Consider the following 15,443-nt stretch of genomic DNA (forward strand, 5'->3'; position numbering starts at 1 on the left):
CCGTGTCACCCCGCCCTTACGTCCTGCTGTCCGCCGCCGTCTCTCTTGATGGCTACCTCGACACCCGGCCGGGCGAGGACCGGCTGATGCTCTCCAACCCGGCGGACTTCGACCGCGTCGATTCCGTGCGCGCGTCCGTCGACGCGATCCTCATCGGCGCCGGAACACTGCGCGCCGACAATCCCCGGCTTCTGGTGAACTCGCCTCAGAGGCGCGCCGACCGTCTCACCGCCGGCCTTCCCGAGTACCCGCTGAAGGTCACGATCACGGGCACCGGTGACCTCGACCCGGAGTGGAAGTTCTGGCACCACGGCGGCGAGAAGCTCGTGCTGGCCGTCGGCAGCCAGGCAGCGGAGAAAGCCGGCAAGGCTCTTGGCGGCCTCGCCACCATTCAGGGCGTTCCGCAGGATGCCACCTGGCCGGTCGCCCTTGACGTCCTCGGCGAGGTGTACGGCGTGCGGCGGCTGATGGTCGAGGGCGGCGGGACCATCCACACCCAGCTCCTCAAGGATCATCTCGCAGATGAGCTGCAGCTCGTCATCGCCCCGCTCCTGGTCGGGCAGAGCGACGCCGTGCGCATGCTCGGCCCCGCCCACTACATGGGCGGACCCTCCGCACGTCTGCGGCTCCTGGAGACACGGCAGATCGGCGACGTGGTACTCCTCAGGTACGCCCCCAAGGACATCAGCACGGAGCCCCGATGACACCCATCCCCACACCCGACCCGGCCCCCGGCCCCACCGGCCACGGTCGGCCCGGTGCCGGGCACGAAGCCACCCCTGCGGACCGGGGCTGGCTCGCGCTCGCCTGCGAACTCGCCACCCACTGCCCGCCGTCCAACACGGCCTTCAGTGTCGGAGCGGTCATCGTCGCCGCTGACGGAACCGAGCTCGCCTGCGGATACTCACGTGAGAACGACCCCAACGACCATGCCGAGGAAGGCGCCCTCGCCAAGCTTCCTGCGGGCGAGCCGCGTCTGGCCGGCGCCACCGTCTACAGCTCGCTGGAGCCCTGCGCGAAACGCGCCTCGCGGCCCAAGCCGTGTGCCGAGCTCATCAAGGATGCCGGGATCCGTCGTGTCGTCACCGCCTGGCGCGAGCCCGATACCTTCGTCCCCGGCGCCGACGGCACCGAACTCCTCCAGCACTCCGGCGTCACCGTCGTCGAATTGCCCGAGTACGCCGACGCGGCGAAGGAACCGAACCGGCACCTGCTGTAGACGGCCTGGGGAGGCGGTAGCGGGGGGCAGGGCCGGCGGATCAAAAAGATCTTGTGGTGTCTGTTAACAGGCATCGGTTCAGCCGCACCTCGATGAGAACCCTGCTGACGCTTCGGTAGGGCCCGGCAGGTGGGGCGTGGGCCAGGCCGGGTTCCACCGCCAGGCCGCCCACCGGTCGGCGTCTGCGAAGATGCCGGTGCGCGAGGCCAGCATCCCGAGGACCTGTTCACGGGCGGTATCGACGGCTTGGTGCTCGGTGTCGGTGATGATGCCGAGCCGCCGCACGTGCGCGTATTCGTCCTCGTCCTTCCACTCGTAGTGGTCAGGTCCGGCGTCGATGAGCAGGTCACCTTCTGGGGGGCCAGTCGCATGTGCGACGACGTTCACGGTTTGCTGCGCAGGTCCCGTGGGATGCGCAAGCGTGTGACCTGTTTCGTTCATCGGACCGCGGATGTTTTGCGCCATCCATCCGGACAGGTTGCTTTAGCGGATTACACGTCATCCAGGCGCCGTGGTAGGACTGTTTGGCTGGCTGATCATCATCTGACGGGGGATTTCACGTCATGGCTGTCACGGTGCCGGACTGGGCTGACACGCTGCTCGACCTGGTGGGGGTCAACTGGCCCAACGTCGACGAGGACGCCTACCGGGAGATGGCCGACGCGCTGCGGGAGTTCGCGGACGACCTGGCCGATGACGGTCAGCTCGCCAACAACCACATGGAGCGCCTGCTGTCGTCGGGGCACGGCGAGGCGATGGACGCTCTCAACGCTCACTGGACCAAGGTCAAGGGCAAGCACCTCAAGGACATGGTCTCCGCGGCCCGCACGATCGCGGACGCGCTCGACCTGGCGGCGGGCGCGATCGAAGTCATGAAGGGGAAGGCAGTCGTCGAGCTGGGGGTGCTTGCTGGCCAGACCGGTCTCGCCATGGCGCTGATCCCGGTGACCGGTGGTCTGTCCGCACTGCTCGGCGCCGGAGCCATCGCGTTCACGAAGAAGCAGCTGCTGAAGCTCATCACGGCCGCGATGGAAGAGGCCGTCGGTCACATCGTCTCGGTGATGACCGAGCCGGTCGTGGCGGCGCTTGAGAACATGGCCGCGGACCTGGTCGTCCAGGTGAGCATGGACGCGCTGGGCGTCCAGAACGGTGTGGACCTCGACCAGACGAAGCAGGCCGGCAAGGACGGCTTCGACGACGGGGTGCAAGGCGCCAAGGAGGGTCTGAACCTCGCCTCCGCCGGAGGGGGTGGCGGCGGCGGCCCGGGGGGCAAGGGCTTCCACATCGAGCATGACGAGCACGACAACGCCGGTACGAAGCTGAACGGCGTGAGCGTCGGCATCCATGGCAAGACCGCCGGCAAGCTCACCAAGGCGAAGGGCGCCCAGCGCCGCAACAAGGGCCGCGACGACATCGCCGACGCCCTGGACCCCGTCATCGAGAAGGCCATGGGCGCTCTCGTGAAGTCCGCCAAGACCATGGGCGACCATGTCGGCGAGACGCTGCCCAAGGCCGTGAAGCGGATCTCCACTGACCACAAGAACAACGACGACGCCATCCGCGACCGTCTCGCGCGGCAGCGCAAGGGCGGACACGATGACCGGGATCGGGGTAAGAATCCCGGCGATCGTGGTGGCAGGGACAAGGACGCGCGTCTGAAGCCTGATTCGCTGCGCGAGGTGAAGTCCGACCCGCGCCGTCATGGGATCGAGCTCGGTAAGAAGAAGTGCGCGAACGACCCGGTCGACGTGGCGACGGGTGAGATGACTCTGCCCCAGACCGACCTGTCCCTTCCCGGAGTCCTTCCCCTCGTCCTTCGCCGCACCCATCTGTCCGAGTACCGCTTTGGCCACTTCTTCGGCCGCAGCTGGGCCTCCACCCTCGATGAACGCCTCGAGCTCGACGTGCCCGGTGCCGGGGCGATCTGGGCACGCGAGGACGGTTCCACCCTGGTCTATCCCCGTCTCCCCCTCCCGGACGGCACCCCGGTCCTGCCCGTGGAGGGCCCCCGGATCGCCCTGGTCCATGGCGGTCAGAGCGAGGACGAGACCACCTACGTGGCAACCGACCTTCACACCGGGTTGACCCGCTCCTTCACCGGTAGCCCCTACCGCGCCTCTCCCGCTTACTGGCTGACCAGGCTGACCGACAGAAACCACAACCGGATCACCTTTTCCCGGCGCCCGGACGGAAGCCCCACCGCGGTCACCCACGACGGCGGCTACACCGTCCAGCTCAGGGCCGAAGGCACTCGTATCCGCGAACTCTCCCTGCGCACCGCCGAAGGCCCGGTCACTGTCCTGGGATACGGATACGACAGCCTGGGCAACCTCACCGAGGTCACCAACTCCTCCGGCCTGCCCATGCGATTCACCTACAGCCCGGAAGGACGGATCACTTCCTGGACCGACCGGAACGAGGCGACGTTCCGGTATGTCTACGACGCAGAGGGTCGCGTGGTCCGTACCGCCGGCCCCGACGGCTATCTGTCGTCGGCGTTCGCGTACGGTGTCCACCCGGAAACCGGCGACCGGGTGACCCGGTACACCAACTCGCAGAGCGCGACGACCACGTACGTCGTCAACGGTCTTCTCCAGATCACAGCCGAGATCGATCCTCTCGGTCACGCCACACGTTTCGAGTTCGACGCCCACGACCACTTGCTGGTCCAGACAGACGCTCTCGGGCGCTCCACCCGCTTCGAGCGTGATGAGCACGGCAATCTCGACGGGCTTGTCGCGCCGGACGGCGTGCGGACCACCGCCACCTACAGCAAGCTGCATCAGCCTGAGGTGATCACCGAGCGTGCCGGGGTTTCCCGCTCCTACGGCTACGACGAGCGTGGGAACCTCACCGTGTCCGTGGACCCGGCCGGCGCGCGCACGGAGTACGCGTTCACCCCCCGTGGGCACCTGTGTCTCGTGCGGGATGCGCTGGGAGCCTCCACGCGCATCACGACAGACGCCGCCGGACTGCGCCTACAGCTCACCCGGCCCGATGGGTCGACCGCTTCGTGCACACGCGATGCCTTCGGACGTGTGGTCGAGGTTGTCGACGCTGAGGGCGGAGTCGTCCGGCAGGGTTGGAGCGTGGAGGGCAAGCTCACCTGGCGTGAATTGCCGGACGGCAGTCGCGAGGAATGGACGTGGGACGGCGAGGGCAACCTGGTCTCGCACACGGACCGGATGGGCCGGACCTCCACGCACTCCTCCGGTCCTTTCGACCTGCTGCTCGGTACTCAGACGGGCGAGGACAGCAGTTACCGCTTCGCCCACGACACAGAGCTGCGGCTGACTGCGGTCACCAACGCCGACGGCCTGGTGTGGGAGTACAGCTATGACGCTGCGGGCAGGCTCGTGGCCGAGAAGGATTTCGACGGCCGCATGCTGACGTACGAGCGCGACCCCTGTGGCCGTATCGTCCGGCGGACCAACGCCGCGGGCCAGAGCCTCAGCTTCGACCGCGACGTCCTGGGCCGAGTCACTCGCATCCAGCACAGCGACGGTTCAGCCTCGCACTTCGACCACGACGAGAGCGGCCGCGTCGCACAGATCGTGAACGCGCACTCCCGCATCCGGCTGGAGAGAGATCCTCTGGGACGCGTCGTCTCAGAGACGGTCAACGGCGCCACCCTGTCCTTTGCCTACGATGCCCTCGGTCGCCGCGTGGCCAGGCGCACGCCTTCCGGTGCTGAGAGCCGCATGGAGTACGCACTGGGTGGCCTCGCCTCCTACACGGCCGGGGACCATGTCTTCCGGTTCGAACGCGACGCACTCGGACGCGAGACCGCGCGGTTCGTCGACGATTCCCTGGAGATGCGGCAGGACTGGGATCCGGTCGGCCGGGTCACCCACACGGCGTGGGACAGCGGCCGGTCGCCTCTGTTGCGCAGAAGCTACACCTACCAGGCCGACGGCGTGCCGACGAGCATCGAGGACAGCCTGACGGGGCGCCGCACCTTCGCGTTGGATGCCGCCAGTCGCGTACGTGAGGTCCAGGCCCGCGGCTGGACGGAGCAGTACGCCTATAACGCTGCCGGCGACCAGAGCCGCACCGCTCTCTCCGCCCAGGCACCGGGTCAGGCGGCCGCCGGCGGCCGACACTACGAAGGCACGCGTCTGGCTCGGGCGGGACGCACGCGCTACAGCTATGACGCGCAGGGCCGTCTCACCCTCCGGCGAACGAAGACGCTCAGTGGCGCAACGCTGACCTGGCATTTTCAGTGGGACGCGGAAGACCGGCTCACCCAGGTACAGACACCCGAAGGGGACCGCTGGCGCTACCTCTACGACGCTCTCGGGCGCCGCCTGTCCAAGCAGCGCCTCGGCCGGAACAACGAGGAGGTCACGCAGACCACGACGTTCTGCTGGGATGGCGCGCAGCTGGCCGAGCAGCGGGATGAGGACGCGACCCTGGTGTGGGACTACGCCGGAGCACAGCCCCTCGGCCAGCGTGAGACGAAGACCGACGGCACGCAGCGGGAAGTCGACCGTCGTTTCTTCGCGATCGTCACCGATCTCGTGGGCAGTCCCACGGAGCTGGTCTCGCCTGACGGGTCACTGGCCTGGCGTGCCCGTAGTACCGCCTGGGGAGCCACCCAGTGGAACACGAACAGCACCGCATATACCCCGTTGCGGTACCCGGGCCAGTATTTCGACCCCGAGACAGGTCTGCACTACAACTTCAACCGCTACTACGACCCCGAGGTAGGCCGGTACCTGTCGCCCGACCCTCTGGGTATCGCTCCGTCGATCAACCACTACTCCTACGTCGTGAACCCGTTCGTACTGTCGGACCCTCTGGGCCTGGCAGCCTGCGAGCCGGATCCCACGTGGGGAGGCCAGGTCAGGTGGGTCCGCGACGAGCACGGGCGTCCCTACGAGATGCACGCGGTGATCACACGCAACATGCTCGACGAGGGCACGCACGCCCGGAACTCGATCATCCCTCCCGGGTACCAGTCAGACAAGGGACAGGCCCGCGGGCACATGCTGGCGCGGCAGCTCGGCGGGTCCGGCGACCACGACGACAACCTGTTCACGATCTCCCAGAACCCGACGAACACGCCGGAAATGAGCATGTTCGAGCAGCGTGTGTACGACGCTGTCTACGACCACGACGTCGTCCAGTACAGCGTGTACCTGGAGTATGCAGATGACGATCCCGATTCACCTCCCTCGCTCATCCAGGTCGAGGCGTTCGGCACGAAGAAGGACCGCGACGGAAACCTTCTGTTCGACGATGGAACCTTCTTCGACAACCCCGCCCACCTCGAGCCCCGCCCCAGACGCCGTCCTTAGCCAGCGAGGAAACAGATGACTTCTCTCACCGCGCTGACCGCGCTGTGCCCGCCTCCCGCTGTCGTTCCTCCTGCTCCCGACTGGCCACAGGTCGAAGACGCGCTGGGGAAGGGGCTGCCCCAGGACTACAAGGAGCTCATCACCACATACGGGCCCGGCCAGTTCTGCGGATTCATCACCCTCTACCAGCCACATGCCCCCAGCGAATGGGCCGATCTGACCGGCCCCATGCCGACGCGTCTACGGGGACAGATTGAGGAGGTCCGGCAGGCTGCCCGACGCCCCTGGCAACTGCCGCACTCCCCCGAGGACCTTCTCGCCATGGGAGTCACCGGCAACGGGGACTACCTCTTCTGGGTCACCCAGCCGGCCGGCACCCCGGACGACTGGACCGTCGCCGTCAACGAGGCCCTGCGCGCACCTTGGTTCACCTACAACGGCTCCTTGACCGAGTTCCTCGTCAGCGTTCTCAGGGGGACCACAAGCGTCCCCATGTTCCCCAAAGATCTTCTCGACCGCGGTCCCGCCTTCACCCCGTCGACTCTCGAAAGCAACGCACCGGCCGCAGCCGCCCGGACGTCAGTCAGCACACGCGCCGTCCGCGACTGGGCCAACGCCAACGGATACGACCTGCCCGAACGCGGACGCGTCCCGATCGAGATCATCGAGGCATGGAAGCAGGACAATCCCAGCTGACACACGCCGACCCGGCCTCCTTGCCGTGACAACCACGCCCTCTACGCCCGGATCAATTGGGCAGGAACGTGACTCCGGTGGTGATCTCGTCTGCAAGGTAATGGGGACTGCGGCCCATGGGGCCGGTCCCCATTCCTGTCGCACGTGCCAGCGCTCAGGTGGGTCAGCCGATCTTGCGCCATGTGCAGGTCCTTGCGGTGGTCGTACAGTGCACGTATCCCCGGAGCGTGGCCATACGACCGCGTCGTCACTCGGCACCCGACGGCCTGGCGGCCCTGGCACGCGAACTGCTCTGGGAAGAAGCTGCGCAGGCGCTGTCAGGGTTCCGCGTACTACTGGCCCACCAGGAAGGGTCCGATCGCTCGGCGGAGACGGTGCATGACCTGCACACTCTCATCTCCCTGATCCGCAGTGCGGATCCCACCAGAGCCAACCCAGAAGTCGAGCAGCGCATCCTCCATCTGGCCCACATGGAGCACCTGCCGCACACAGACCGCATGGACCCGGCCGACGAGCTCGCCCGACGCTGGGACGAATTCTCCTGCTACCTCCAGTTCATCGGCGCCCTGCCCGAAGTCTTTGCACGCCGCAACTACGCCGCCCGCAAAGCCGCCTACACCGGCCCCACAAAACCCCACGGCGACCTCCAACGACTCGCCGAGGCCCGCCTGGAAATGACCGTGTCCCCACACAGCGCCCGCAAGATCCTCCAGCAGTTCCGAACGCAATGGGCGCTCCGGCCCGCAACCATCCCTCCAGCCACGCAGCACTCCACGCTCCTCGTGACAGGGCTCCAGCCCGAAAGTCGCGTCATCGTCCCCAGCAGCAGGACACCATGACCGGCGTCCTCTCCGGGTCGGAGACCCTGCCGGCAGTCGGTAAAAACTCTGCCCGGGCAAGGACCCGACGAAAAATGCACTGGAACTCTTCCATAGCTGCCATGAGGCCGGCAGGACAGGTTCGACGGCCTGCCCACCATCCTCGAAGGCCGCGCGACGCGGTCGTCTGCGCCCACCCCGAGGTCGACTGGGAGCAGCTGCGCACAGTGGAGAAGGGCCGACGCTCTCCCCTCGCGGCGCTGCGCCCGGAGCCGGCACCCGTACCGGCGTAAGCCTCCGAGGTCCTTGCACCCGCCCGCGCCCCACGCCGTCCGGAAGGGCGGCCCGGGACGCGGGCGTTCTTCTTGCGTGGCGCTCACGCGTGCCCGGCAGCAGGCTCCCACAGGGGTCGGGCGAGCCCGGTCCCGTCGCAGTGGAAGCACCGGCCGCCTCCCGGCGTGCTGCGGGCACCGATGGTGCGGGCGGCGTGGCGGAAGAGCCGGGTGAGGCCCGCAGTGTGCGCCGCGTGGAGCGGGAGTTCCTGCCGTCTGCCGAGGGTGACTTCCAGCGCGACGCCGGGACCGGAGAAGTGGGCCTGGAGGCCGCCGGTCATCGAGCGCAGCGTCTCGTGCAGTTCGTGCATCGTCACCGCCCCGGACAGCTGGACGCGGGCCGCGAGGATCGTGTCGGCGGCTGCGGCGAAGGACAGGAGTCCGGCCGGGCGTGCGAGCGGCCCGACGCGGCCCACGGGGTCGGGATGGGTGTGCTGGAGCTGGGCCAGCGCGTGCCACAGGCTGCCCGGCAGATCCTGGGGCGCGGTCTCTTCTCGGGTGCGTCTCATGAGCCTGTCTATGGCCTGGGACTGGCGTGCAGCCGGGTTCGGTCTTTCCGTCCCGTACGGCGACGTCCCGACTTCACGGACCGTCCCGCCGGGCGGGCGGGGCGGGGCCGGGGCTGGGCAAGCCACCCATCGGGGCGGCTTGCCCGGGCTCCCCTTGGGCTTGCCCGGGTCAGGTCCGCCGGCGGAACCAGCCGCGGCCCCGGTCCGGCTCGGGGCCGTCCTCCGGCTCCGGCGGCGCGGCGGCCTGGAGGCGTGCCGCTTCGGCGGCGGCTTCCTCGCGGGCGACGTCGTCGGCGTGGCACGGGCCGCACACCGACTTGTCCCCGGCCCGTACGGCGGTCCGGTGCACGGTGATCTCCTCCCAGCGTTCGTCGGTGACCTTCCGCCCGCACCGCGTGCACACCGGGCGCTCCGCCTCCCGCTGCGCGGCGCGGCGCCGCTTGTCCTCCGCGTCGGCGCGGGCCTCCTGGGCTCGGTAGAGGTCGTGGCCGTCGGGGTTGTCGAGCGCGTCCGTCAGCGTCTGGTCACCCGTGCGTCCCAGCCGCCGCCACACCGCCGCGTCGGCGCCGTGCTCCTGGAGCTGCTCCAGGGTGGTGACGACGACGGGCACCGCCTGGCGGTAGTCCCGCGCGGTGACCGCCTTCTCGTAGAGGGAGTCGTACCGGCGTGGTACCCAGTAGCGGCGGCCGGCCTCCTCCAGCGCGGCCACCGCGTTGTCGACCTTCGCCTCGGTGGTGTCCGCGAACACGAACGCCACCGGCACCAAGCCCTCCCGGCCGGTCGGCGGGTAGACCCGTCGCCACAGCCGCTTCTCCTGGTCGACGTGCTCGATCGCGTCCGGCCGCGAGCGGACCGGGTCCACGGTGCGCTTGGTCGCGTCCTTCGGCAGCAGCCGGCCCCGCTCCCAGTACCGGTGCAGCTTGACCACCAGGTCGTGCGCGTCCTCGCTGCGGCGGTCGATCTCCAGCAGCAGCACCGGCACCCCGGCCTCCGGCGCCCGCACCACCAGGTCCGCCCGCTGCACGTAGCCGGTGCCGAGCCGGTGCCCGATCTCCGTCTGGAAGCCGAGCCGGTGCCCGATGCCTGCGACGTGCAGTTCGGCGGCGGTCGAGGTGACCGCGGCGGCGTGGTCGTCGTAGCTGGCACCGAGCAGCTTCCCGGTGACCGGGTCGTACTTCTTCTCGCGCAGCGCCGAGACTCGTATGCCCTTCGGCTCCAGCAGCTGCTTCGCCTCGCCGTGGCCTCGCTTGGTCAGCACCCACACCTGCCGTTGGTCGTCCCGGACCAGTTCGGGCCTCACCAGGTGGTGGTCTTCCAGATCCAGGAGGTTGTCCCGTACGAGCTTGTCGTGCTTGTTGTCCGGACGGGTCAGCTTCCACAACTGGTCGGGCGTAGCCCTCTGGAAGATCCCCAGCGCTTGCAGCAGCTCCCGGCGTCGAGGTCCGGTCGAAGTCCTCCGGTGCTCAGGACGCCTTGCTACATCTACATGAGGGATGTCGGCGCTGCGGCGACCCCCTTTCCGCCGGGCCTGACCTGCGAAAACGCCCGGCCCTTGGCGTCGGGGCGCGGAGGGGGTCATGGAGGGGTCCACGGAGGGGGCCTCTCCGGTCTGGTCAAGGTGCTGCTCGGGGTCGTCTGCGGACACAGGATGCTCCTGAAGGTGGGGCGGGCCTATCTCGCCATTCACCTTCTACTGGTTGGAAATTCGGGCTTCGTGTGACGCCGACCTCGGAAAACCCCTCCGCCGTGACCGCATCGTGATCAACCGGGAGGGGGAGAGTTCTCCCCCGTCAGCGGCCGGACTCTGTCCACAGGGCCGCCATTCGAGGGTGTCTTCGAGGCCGCCGCGATCAGCAGGGCGGCCCGAACGTGAGGAGCCGTCATGCCCGAGAACACCGTCACCACCCCGCTCGCCCCGATGGATCCGCAGGACATCGCCGACGCCTTCGCCTACATCCGGGCGTTGCAGGCCAGCGACATCGACACCGCCTGCGCGGTCGCCAAAGACACGGGCCCGGAGCTGCACCGGCTGCTCCTGGACGTCGCCGCGCGCGTCTTCATCCCCATCACCGCCGCGGACGACCACGACGGGGAACCCTGCGCGCACTCCTTCCTGGCAGCGGCACTCGGCCGGCTCCTGCTGGAACTCCTCTGCCATAGCGTGTGCCTGGCCAACGCGCCGGGCATCGCCGACACCATCACCCGCTTCACCAACAACATCCTCACCGAGGACACGGCGACGTCGCCGACGTCCTGCGCCAGCTGGAGGCCGCGGGGATGAAGCAGGCGATGGAGGCGCACCCGCCGCACCGCACCACCGCGTAGCCGCACCTCCGGGACGGCGGTGGTGCGGTGCGGCGCGCATCCCCGGCGCACCACCGCACCACCGTGGTGCGCTCCACCGGCGCCACCGAACCGCGCCGGGGCGCGCCACGGCCGGGCAGGCTCCTCTATCACACACCCCCTTGACCGCGACCTGATCGCGAGCCGAAACCGGCGATGTCAAGGGAAAACGTCGCGGTAGCAGAGCTGGACAAGGGGGTGTAGCGGAGCCGGACAAGGGGGCGCGCGCGTCCGGCCGCACCCGGACAAGGGGTCGCCGGCGGCGGGGCGCACCGGTGCGGTGCGGAGCATCGAGTGCGGCGCACCGGCGCGCGCGAGAGTGCCGGGCATCGTCGGAGTGGTGCGGTGCCGGACGCGGTGGCGCACCATCGCGGTGCGCACCACGGTGGAGTCCACTCAGTGGAGCCCACCGGGTGGGACCCACTCAGTGGAGTCCACCACGGTGGAGCCCACCCGATGTCGTACATCGCCACTGGATGCAGAACATCGTGGCTCCACTCAGTGGACGATGCCCGGCACCGTCACCACAGCCAGGCGTTGGAGTGCCGCACCCGGGACAGGGCGCGGGCGTCGCGGCGGGCGGCGGCGTTGCCGATCCGGTTCTGCCGGGGGCGGAGCCGGCGCGACTGCGAGGCGGCGAGTCGGCGCTTGGCGGCTTCCTGGAGTCGCTTGCGGTGCTTGCGCAGTTCCTCCTTCTTCGCGGCCTTCGACTTCGGCTTCCGGGGTCGCTTCCAGATCGGCTGCCAGCCCTGGAGCTCGTCGGGGCGCAGCTCCTGGTCCTCGGTGAGCGCAGCGGCCATCTTCTCGCGGGCGGCGCGGGCGCGGGCAAGCGCGTCGTCGGGGTTGGGGCGTTCTTCCGGGGTGTTCACGTGACTCCTCCTGCGGTTCGGCCCGGCGTGTGCTGGGTGCCGGGTTGCTGGGTGTGCGGCGGCGGGGCCGTCGTCGGGGTGGGCTGCGGGCGGGGGCCGTGGGCGGCTTCGCGCGCCCGCCGGCTGTCCTGGAGCGTGGCGGCCACCTTCGCGGCGGCGGCTTCCAAGGTCTGGCGCGTCCGTTCCACCGTGTCGACGCTGGTCTCCGGCTCCAGGAGGCGGCCGTCCCTCGGGCCGGTACGGAACGGCCGCAGGTGCGACCTCGAGGCGGCGGGCACGGCGACGGCGTACGGCCGGGTGCGGGAGCCCAGGCGTTCCGCACGGCGCACTGCGTGGACCCGGCGGGCCAGGGCGTCGGCGGCGAGGCGGGCTCGCTCGTACGGCGGGGCGGTCCGGTTGCGGGTCAGCGGGCGCAGCACGGCCTGGTCCTCGGTGTCGCGCGGGTACAGGGCGCGCAGGTCGGCGGTCATCCTCCGGCCGCGCCCGACGGGCCGGGTGTAGTCGTCGACGGCCGCCTGCACGATCCGTTCGTCCAGGCCCGGCTGGTGGGGCCGGCCGCGCAGGACGTAGGCGAGGTGACGCCGGGCTTCGGCGAGGAGGTGGTGGCGTGCGAAGGCGCCGCGCATCACGTACACCACGGCGACGACGTCGACGGCCGCCAGCGCGATGTCGACCGCTGGCCGCACCCGCGCCCACACCACCGTGGCCGCCGCCCGTGCCCGCTCGGCCAGCCGGTCGACGAGGTCGGCGCCGAACGCCCGGATCGCAGAGTCCCGCCATCGCGTCCGCAGCTCGGTCAGCGACAGCAGCTCGGTGCGCTTGGGCGGGCGGGTCTGGTCGGCGGCCTGGCAGGCCAGCGCGTAGCCGGCCCGCTCCCCCGGCGCGTGCCCCTGCCGTTCCTCGTACCTGGCGGTCAGGACGGGCAGCGCGTCCTCGATCTGCTGGCGGCGGGTCGACTGCCAGCCGATCAGCCGCCGGTCGATCCCCGCGATGTCCATGACGGGCCGGCGGCCGGGCGTCACCTCGCGCGGCTCCCACGCCCACCCGAGACGGGCCGTCACCTCCTCCATGAAGTAGAGGGTGTAGAGGGTGTCGGCGGCGACGATGTGGGCCATCAGCGAGTCCGCCGACAGGTTGCCCCACGTCCCGTCCGGCCGCCGGGCGCGGATCGAGAGCACCGCGTGATCGTGGAGCAACGGCTTCGACTCGGCAGCTCGGGACTCATAGTGCCGGAACACCGCGACGATCAGCCCGTCCCGGATCGGCTTGCGGTGCTTGCCGCCGCTCCCCCACCGGATCTGGGCGACCGATTCCTCGATCCACGCCAGCGTCTTGTCCCGGGCGATGTCCTGGCACAGCTCCAGAACCCGGCGGTGCTCGTCGTCCATCAGGGCCCACGCGAGGTGCGCCGTCGGCGGGGCCGGAACACCAGGTCGAAGGCGAGCCAGGGCGTGCGCTCCTTGGCCTTGTCGGTCTTCGGGGAGCGGTTGTGCTCGATGGGCCTGCCCAGCACGGTCGCCCGCCTCGCCTGGTCCGGGCTCATGCCCTGCGCCAGGCGCTCGCGCTCGATCCGGTCGGCGTCCGGGTGCCGGCCCTCCCCCAGGAGGAGTTCGGCCGGCCGCTCGGTCACCACGTCCCCGGCCGCCAGGCCGAGCGCGGCCAGGCCCCCGCCCTTCCACACGCCGGGCGGGACACCGGCTTCGTCCTGGGCGGCGCGCAGCGGCGTGCCCGCGGGCCGGTGGCCGTCACCGACCATCACGCCACGGGTGAGGTAGCGCCACCCGTTCCCCGGGCGAACTGGCGACATGCTGATCATCGGCCCATGGAACCCCGGCGTTGACCTGCACAGAAGCGTGATCCGGGGTCGGTCCCGCCGGGCGGGAGGGCATCACCAGATCTTTACCGGAGCGCCCGCCAGGCGGGCCGCCGGGCCAGCCCGAGACGGTAAGCCGCCGGTGTGTGCACTCTCCCGCCCATGACTATCACCAGGTATGGAGAGCCCTGTCCCCTCTGCCGCACGCCGCTGCTCCTGGACGTGCTCCAGGTGCGCTCCGCGCAGTCCGACTTCCCCACCGCCGAGCGCGTCACCGGGCGTCGCTGCCCCGGCTGCCAGGCGGCCCGGTTCGAGCAGTGGGTGGAGGTGATGCAGAGCCACTACGGCGACGCATGACGGTGCCGTGCGAATACTGCGCCTCGGCTACACGAGCGGAGGCGCAGTGCATCGTCTGGCGCCGGATGTCCTGCGTCGCTGAACCTTGCGTTTCCTTGCACGCGAGGTTCAGCGACGCAGTTGGATCTTGCATTCGGCTGCCTGCGATCGTGGAGCGCATGAATGAGTACGTGGAGCACGTTGACGAGCGGGACCAGGTCTTGGCGGTGGTCAGACGCAGTGATGCCGTTCGCCGGGGCTGGTTGCATCGGATCGCCGTGACGGTGTGCAGGGATCGCGAGGGGAGGGTCCTCGTACATCGCCGCTCTGAAGAGGTCTCACGGTTCCCAGGGCACTACGAGGTGGTGGCCGGCGGTGCCGTCACCGCAGGCGAGTCCTACCAGGAGGCCGCAGCCCGTGAACTGGCCGAGGAGCTGGGCATCCGGGTACCAGTCCGTTTCATCGTGAAGTTCCTGAACCACAGCGGCCTCAGCCCTCACTGGCTCGCGGTCCATGAGGCTGTCGTACTCGCCGACCTGAAACCCGATCCAGACGAGGTCATGTGGCACGGCTGGCTGTCGGAGTCCGAGCTCCGCCAGTTCATGCGGCAGCACCCGTTCACTCCGGACAGCCGCGAAACTCTGAGCCGCTATCTCACCGCCGTGTCCGGGGCCGTCGAAGATGCAGAGTAGGTATGCACAGCTGTGCCGCCGGTAACGCAGGAGACCTTTCACGTTGCTGGTCACGGTCATGGACGGGTGCAGTTTCCAACTGCACTGGACACCACTGAGCATCACCACGCGCCAAGGAACGAGCGCCGCCCACAGCAGCCCCCGGTTCTCCCGGATCTCGAACTCCATCGCATCCCCTGAGCTGGGGTGTTGCAACGACCACTAGAACTCAAGCCCGCCGGGGGCTTCGTCGTGCTGCCCGGAGGAGACCGCCGTGCCCACCTTCCAGACCCTCCCCCGCTTCACCGCCGACCTCCAGCACCTCACCGCCGCCCAGCGCCGGCGCTTCCGCCGCGTCGTCCTGGACGCCTTCGTCCCCGACCTGCGCACTGGCCGCCAGTTCCGCCCCGGCTTACGCGAAACGCGCGGGTTCGCAGATTCCTGATCCTCAAATGACGGGAACCCGCGCGGGCAGCGCGTGGCGATCACTCGCAGAATCTGCGAGTTACTGCGGAGATCTCACGCCATCGAGTGAAC

Annotated in this window: 11 protein-coding genes and 2 pseudogenes; 8 read left to right on the forward strand and 5 right to left on the reverse strand. The window is 69.5% G+C overall.

Annotation, left to right across the window (positions count from 1 at the left end):
- The first annotated feature begins 2 nt into the window (after positions 1-2).
- Positions 3-1,219, forward strand: a pseudogene (locus V4Y03_RS30760) (dihydrofolate reductase family protein).
- Positions 1,220-1,297: 78 nt separating this feature from the next.
- On the opposite strand, the gene V4Y03_RS30765 reads toward V4Y03_RS30760, so the two are convergent.
- Positions 1,298-1,684 (reverse strand): hypothetical protein, encoded by a 387-nt coding sequence (locus tag V4Y03_RS30765; protein ID WP_332437320.1) that lies wholly within the window; start codon positions 1,682-1,684, stop codon positions 1,298-1,300.
- Between the two features lie 98 nt (positions 1,685-1,782).
- Here V4Y03_RS30765 and V4Y03_RS30770 point away from each other — a divergent pair, with 98 nt between their 5' ends.
- The 3 genes from V4Y03_RS30770 (at position 1,783) to V4Y03_RS30780 (ending at position 8,054) form a co-directional block, all read left to right on the forward strand.
- Positions 1,783-6,519 carry an RHS repeat-associated core domain-containing protein gene (locus V4Y03_RS30770; RefSeq protein ID WP_332437321.1) on the forward strand — a complete coding sequence of 1,579 codons (4,737 nt, stop codon included), beginning with the start codon at positions 1,783-1,785 and terminating at the stop codon, positions 6,517-6,519.
- A gap of 15 nt (positions 6,520-6,534) precedes the next feature.
- Positions 6,535-7,215 (forward strand): Lsr2 family DNA-binding protein, encoded by a 681-nt coding sequence (locus tag V4Y03_RS30775; protein WP_317873695.1) that lies wholly within the window; start codon positions 6,535-6,537, stop codon positions 7,213-7,215.
- Between the two features lie 227 nt (positions 7,216-7,442).
- Positions 7,443-8,054: a hypothetical protein gene (locus V4Y03_RS30780; protein ID WP_332437322.1), complete on the forward strand. Its 612-nt coding sequence runs from the start codon at positions 7,443-7,445 to the stop codon at positions 8,052-8,054.
- Positions 8,055-8,409: 355 nt separating this feature from the next.
- Here the strand turns inward: V4Y03_RS30780 and V4Y03_RS30785 are convergent, their stop codons facing one another.
- A complete protein-coding gene (locus V4Y03_RS30785) occupies positions 8,410-8,874 on the reverse strand; it encodes a hypothetical protein (protein ID WP_332437323.1) in 465 nt (154 codons plus the stop codon).
- Positions 8,875-9,043: 169 nt separating this feature from the next.
- Complete coding sequence (locus V4Y03_RS30790) at positions 9,044-10,255, reverse strand: hypothetical protein (protein WP_332437324.1); 1,212 nt, start codon at positions 10,253-10,255, stop codon at positions 9,044-9,046.
- Positions 10,256-10,756: 501 nt separating this feature from the next.
- On the opposite strand from V4Y03_RS30790, the gene V4Y03_RS30795 reads away from it, so the two are divergent.
- The gene (locus V4Y03_RS30795) at positions 10,757-11,155 is read left to right on the forward strand and encodes a hypothetical protein (protein WP_332437325.1); all 399 of its coding nucleotides are present in this window, start codon (positions 10,757-10,759) and stop codon (positions 11,153-11,155) included.
- Positions 11,156-11,738: 583 nt separating this feature from the next.
- On the opposite strand, the gene V4Y03_RS30800 is transcribed toward V4Y03_RS30795, so the two are convergent.
- Complete coding sequence (locus tag V4Y03_RS30800; protein WP_332437326.1) at positions 11,739-12,086, reverse strand: hypothetical protein; 348 nt, start codon at positions 12,084-12,086, stop codon at positions 11,739-11,741.
- Positions 12,083-13,842, reverse strand: a pseudogene (gene mobF / locus V4Y03_RS30805) (MobF family relaxase). The gene V4Y03_RS30800 and the pseudogene mobF overlap by 4 nt, the downstream one beginning before the upstream one ends.
- A gap of 219 nt (positions 13,843-14,061) precedes the next feature.
- Here mobF and V4Y03_RS30810 point away from each other — a divergent pair.
- The 3 genes from V4Y03_RS30810 to V4Y03_RS30820 all read left to right on the forward strand — a co-directional run bounded on the left by V4Y03_RS30810 (position 14,062) and on the right by V4Y03_RS30820 (position 15,351).
- Complete coding sequence (locus V4Y03_RS30810) at positions 14,062-14,256, forward strand: hypothetical protein (protein WP_332437327.1); 195 nt, start codon at positions 14,062-14,064, stop codon at positions 14,254-14,256.
- A gap of 158 nt (positions 14,257-14,414) precedes the next feature.
- A complete protein-coding gene (locus V4Y03_RS30815) occupies positions 14,415-14,927 on the forward strand; it encodes an NUDIX domain-containing protein (protein ID WP_332437328.1) in 513 nt (170 codons plus the stop codon).
- 253 nt (positions 14,928-15,180) lie between these two features.
- A complete protein-coding gene (locus V4Y03_RS30820) occupies positions 15,181-15,351 on the forward strand; it encodes a hypothetical protein (RefSeq protein WP_332437329.1) in 171 nt (56 codons plus the stop codon).
- Positions 15,352-15,443: the final 92 nt, after the last annotated feature.

It is taken from the genome of Streptomyces sp. P9-A4 (genome assembly GCF_036634195.1).
GTDB lineage: Bacteria > Actinomycetota > Actinomycetes > Streptomycetales > Streptomycetaceae > Streptomyces.

Bases quoted from the DNA above. Each gene is read 5' to 3' on its own strand.
- V4Y03_RS30765 (WP_332437320.1), bottom strand. From the start codon at position 1,684: ATGGCGCAAAACATCCGCGGTCCGATGAACGAAACAGGTCACACGCTT.
- V4Y03_RS30770 (WP_332437321.1), top strand. From the start codon at position 1,783: ATGGCTGTCACGGTGCCGGACTGGGCTGACACGCTGCTCGACCTGGTG.
- V4Y03_RS30775 (WP_317873695.1), top strand. From the start codon at position 6,535: ATGACTTCTCTCACCGCGCTGACCGCGCTGTGCCCGCCTCCCGCTGTC.
- V4Y03_RS30785 (WP_332437323.1), bottom strand. From the start codon at position 8,874: ATGAGACGCACCCGAGAAGAGACCGCGCCCCAGGATCTGCCGGGCAGC.
- V4Y03_RS30795 (WP_332437325.1), top strand. From the start codon at position 10,757: ATGCCCGAGAACACCGTCACCACCCCGCTCGCCCCGATGGATCCGCAG.
- V4Y03_RS30810 (WP_332437327.1), top strand. From the start codon at position 14,062: ATGACTATCACCAGGTATGGAGAGCCCTGTCCCCTCTGCCGCACGCCG.
- V4Y03_RS30815 (WP_332437328.1), top strand. From the start codon at position 14,415: ATGAATGAGTACGTGGAGCACGTTGACGAGCGGGACCAGGTCTTGGCG.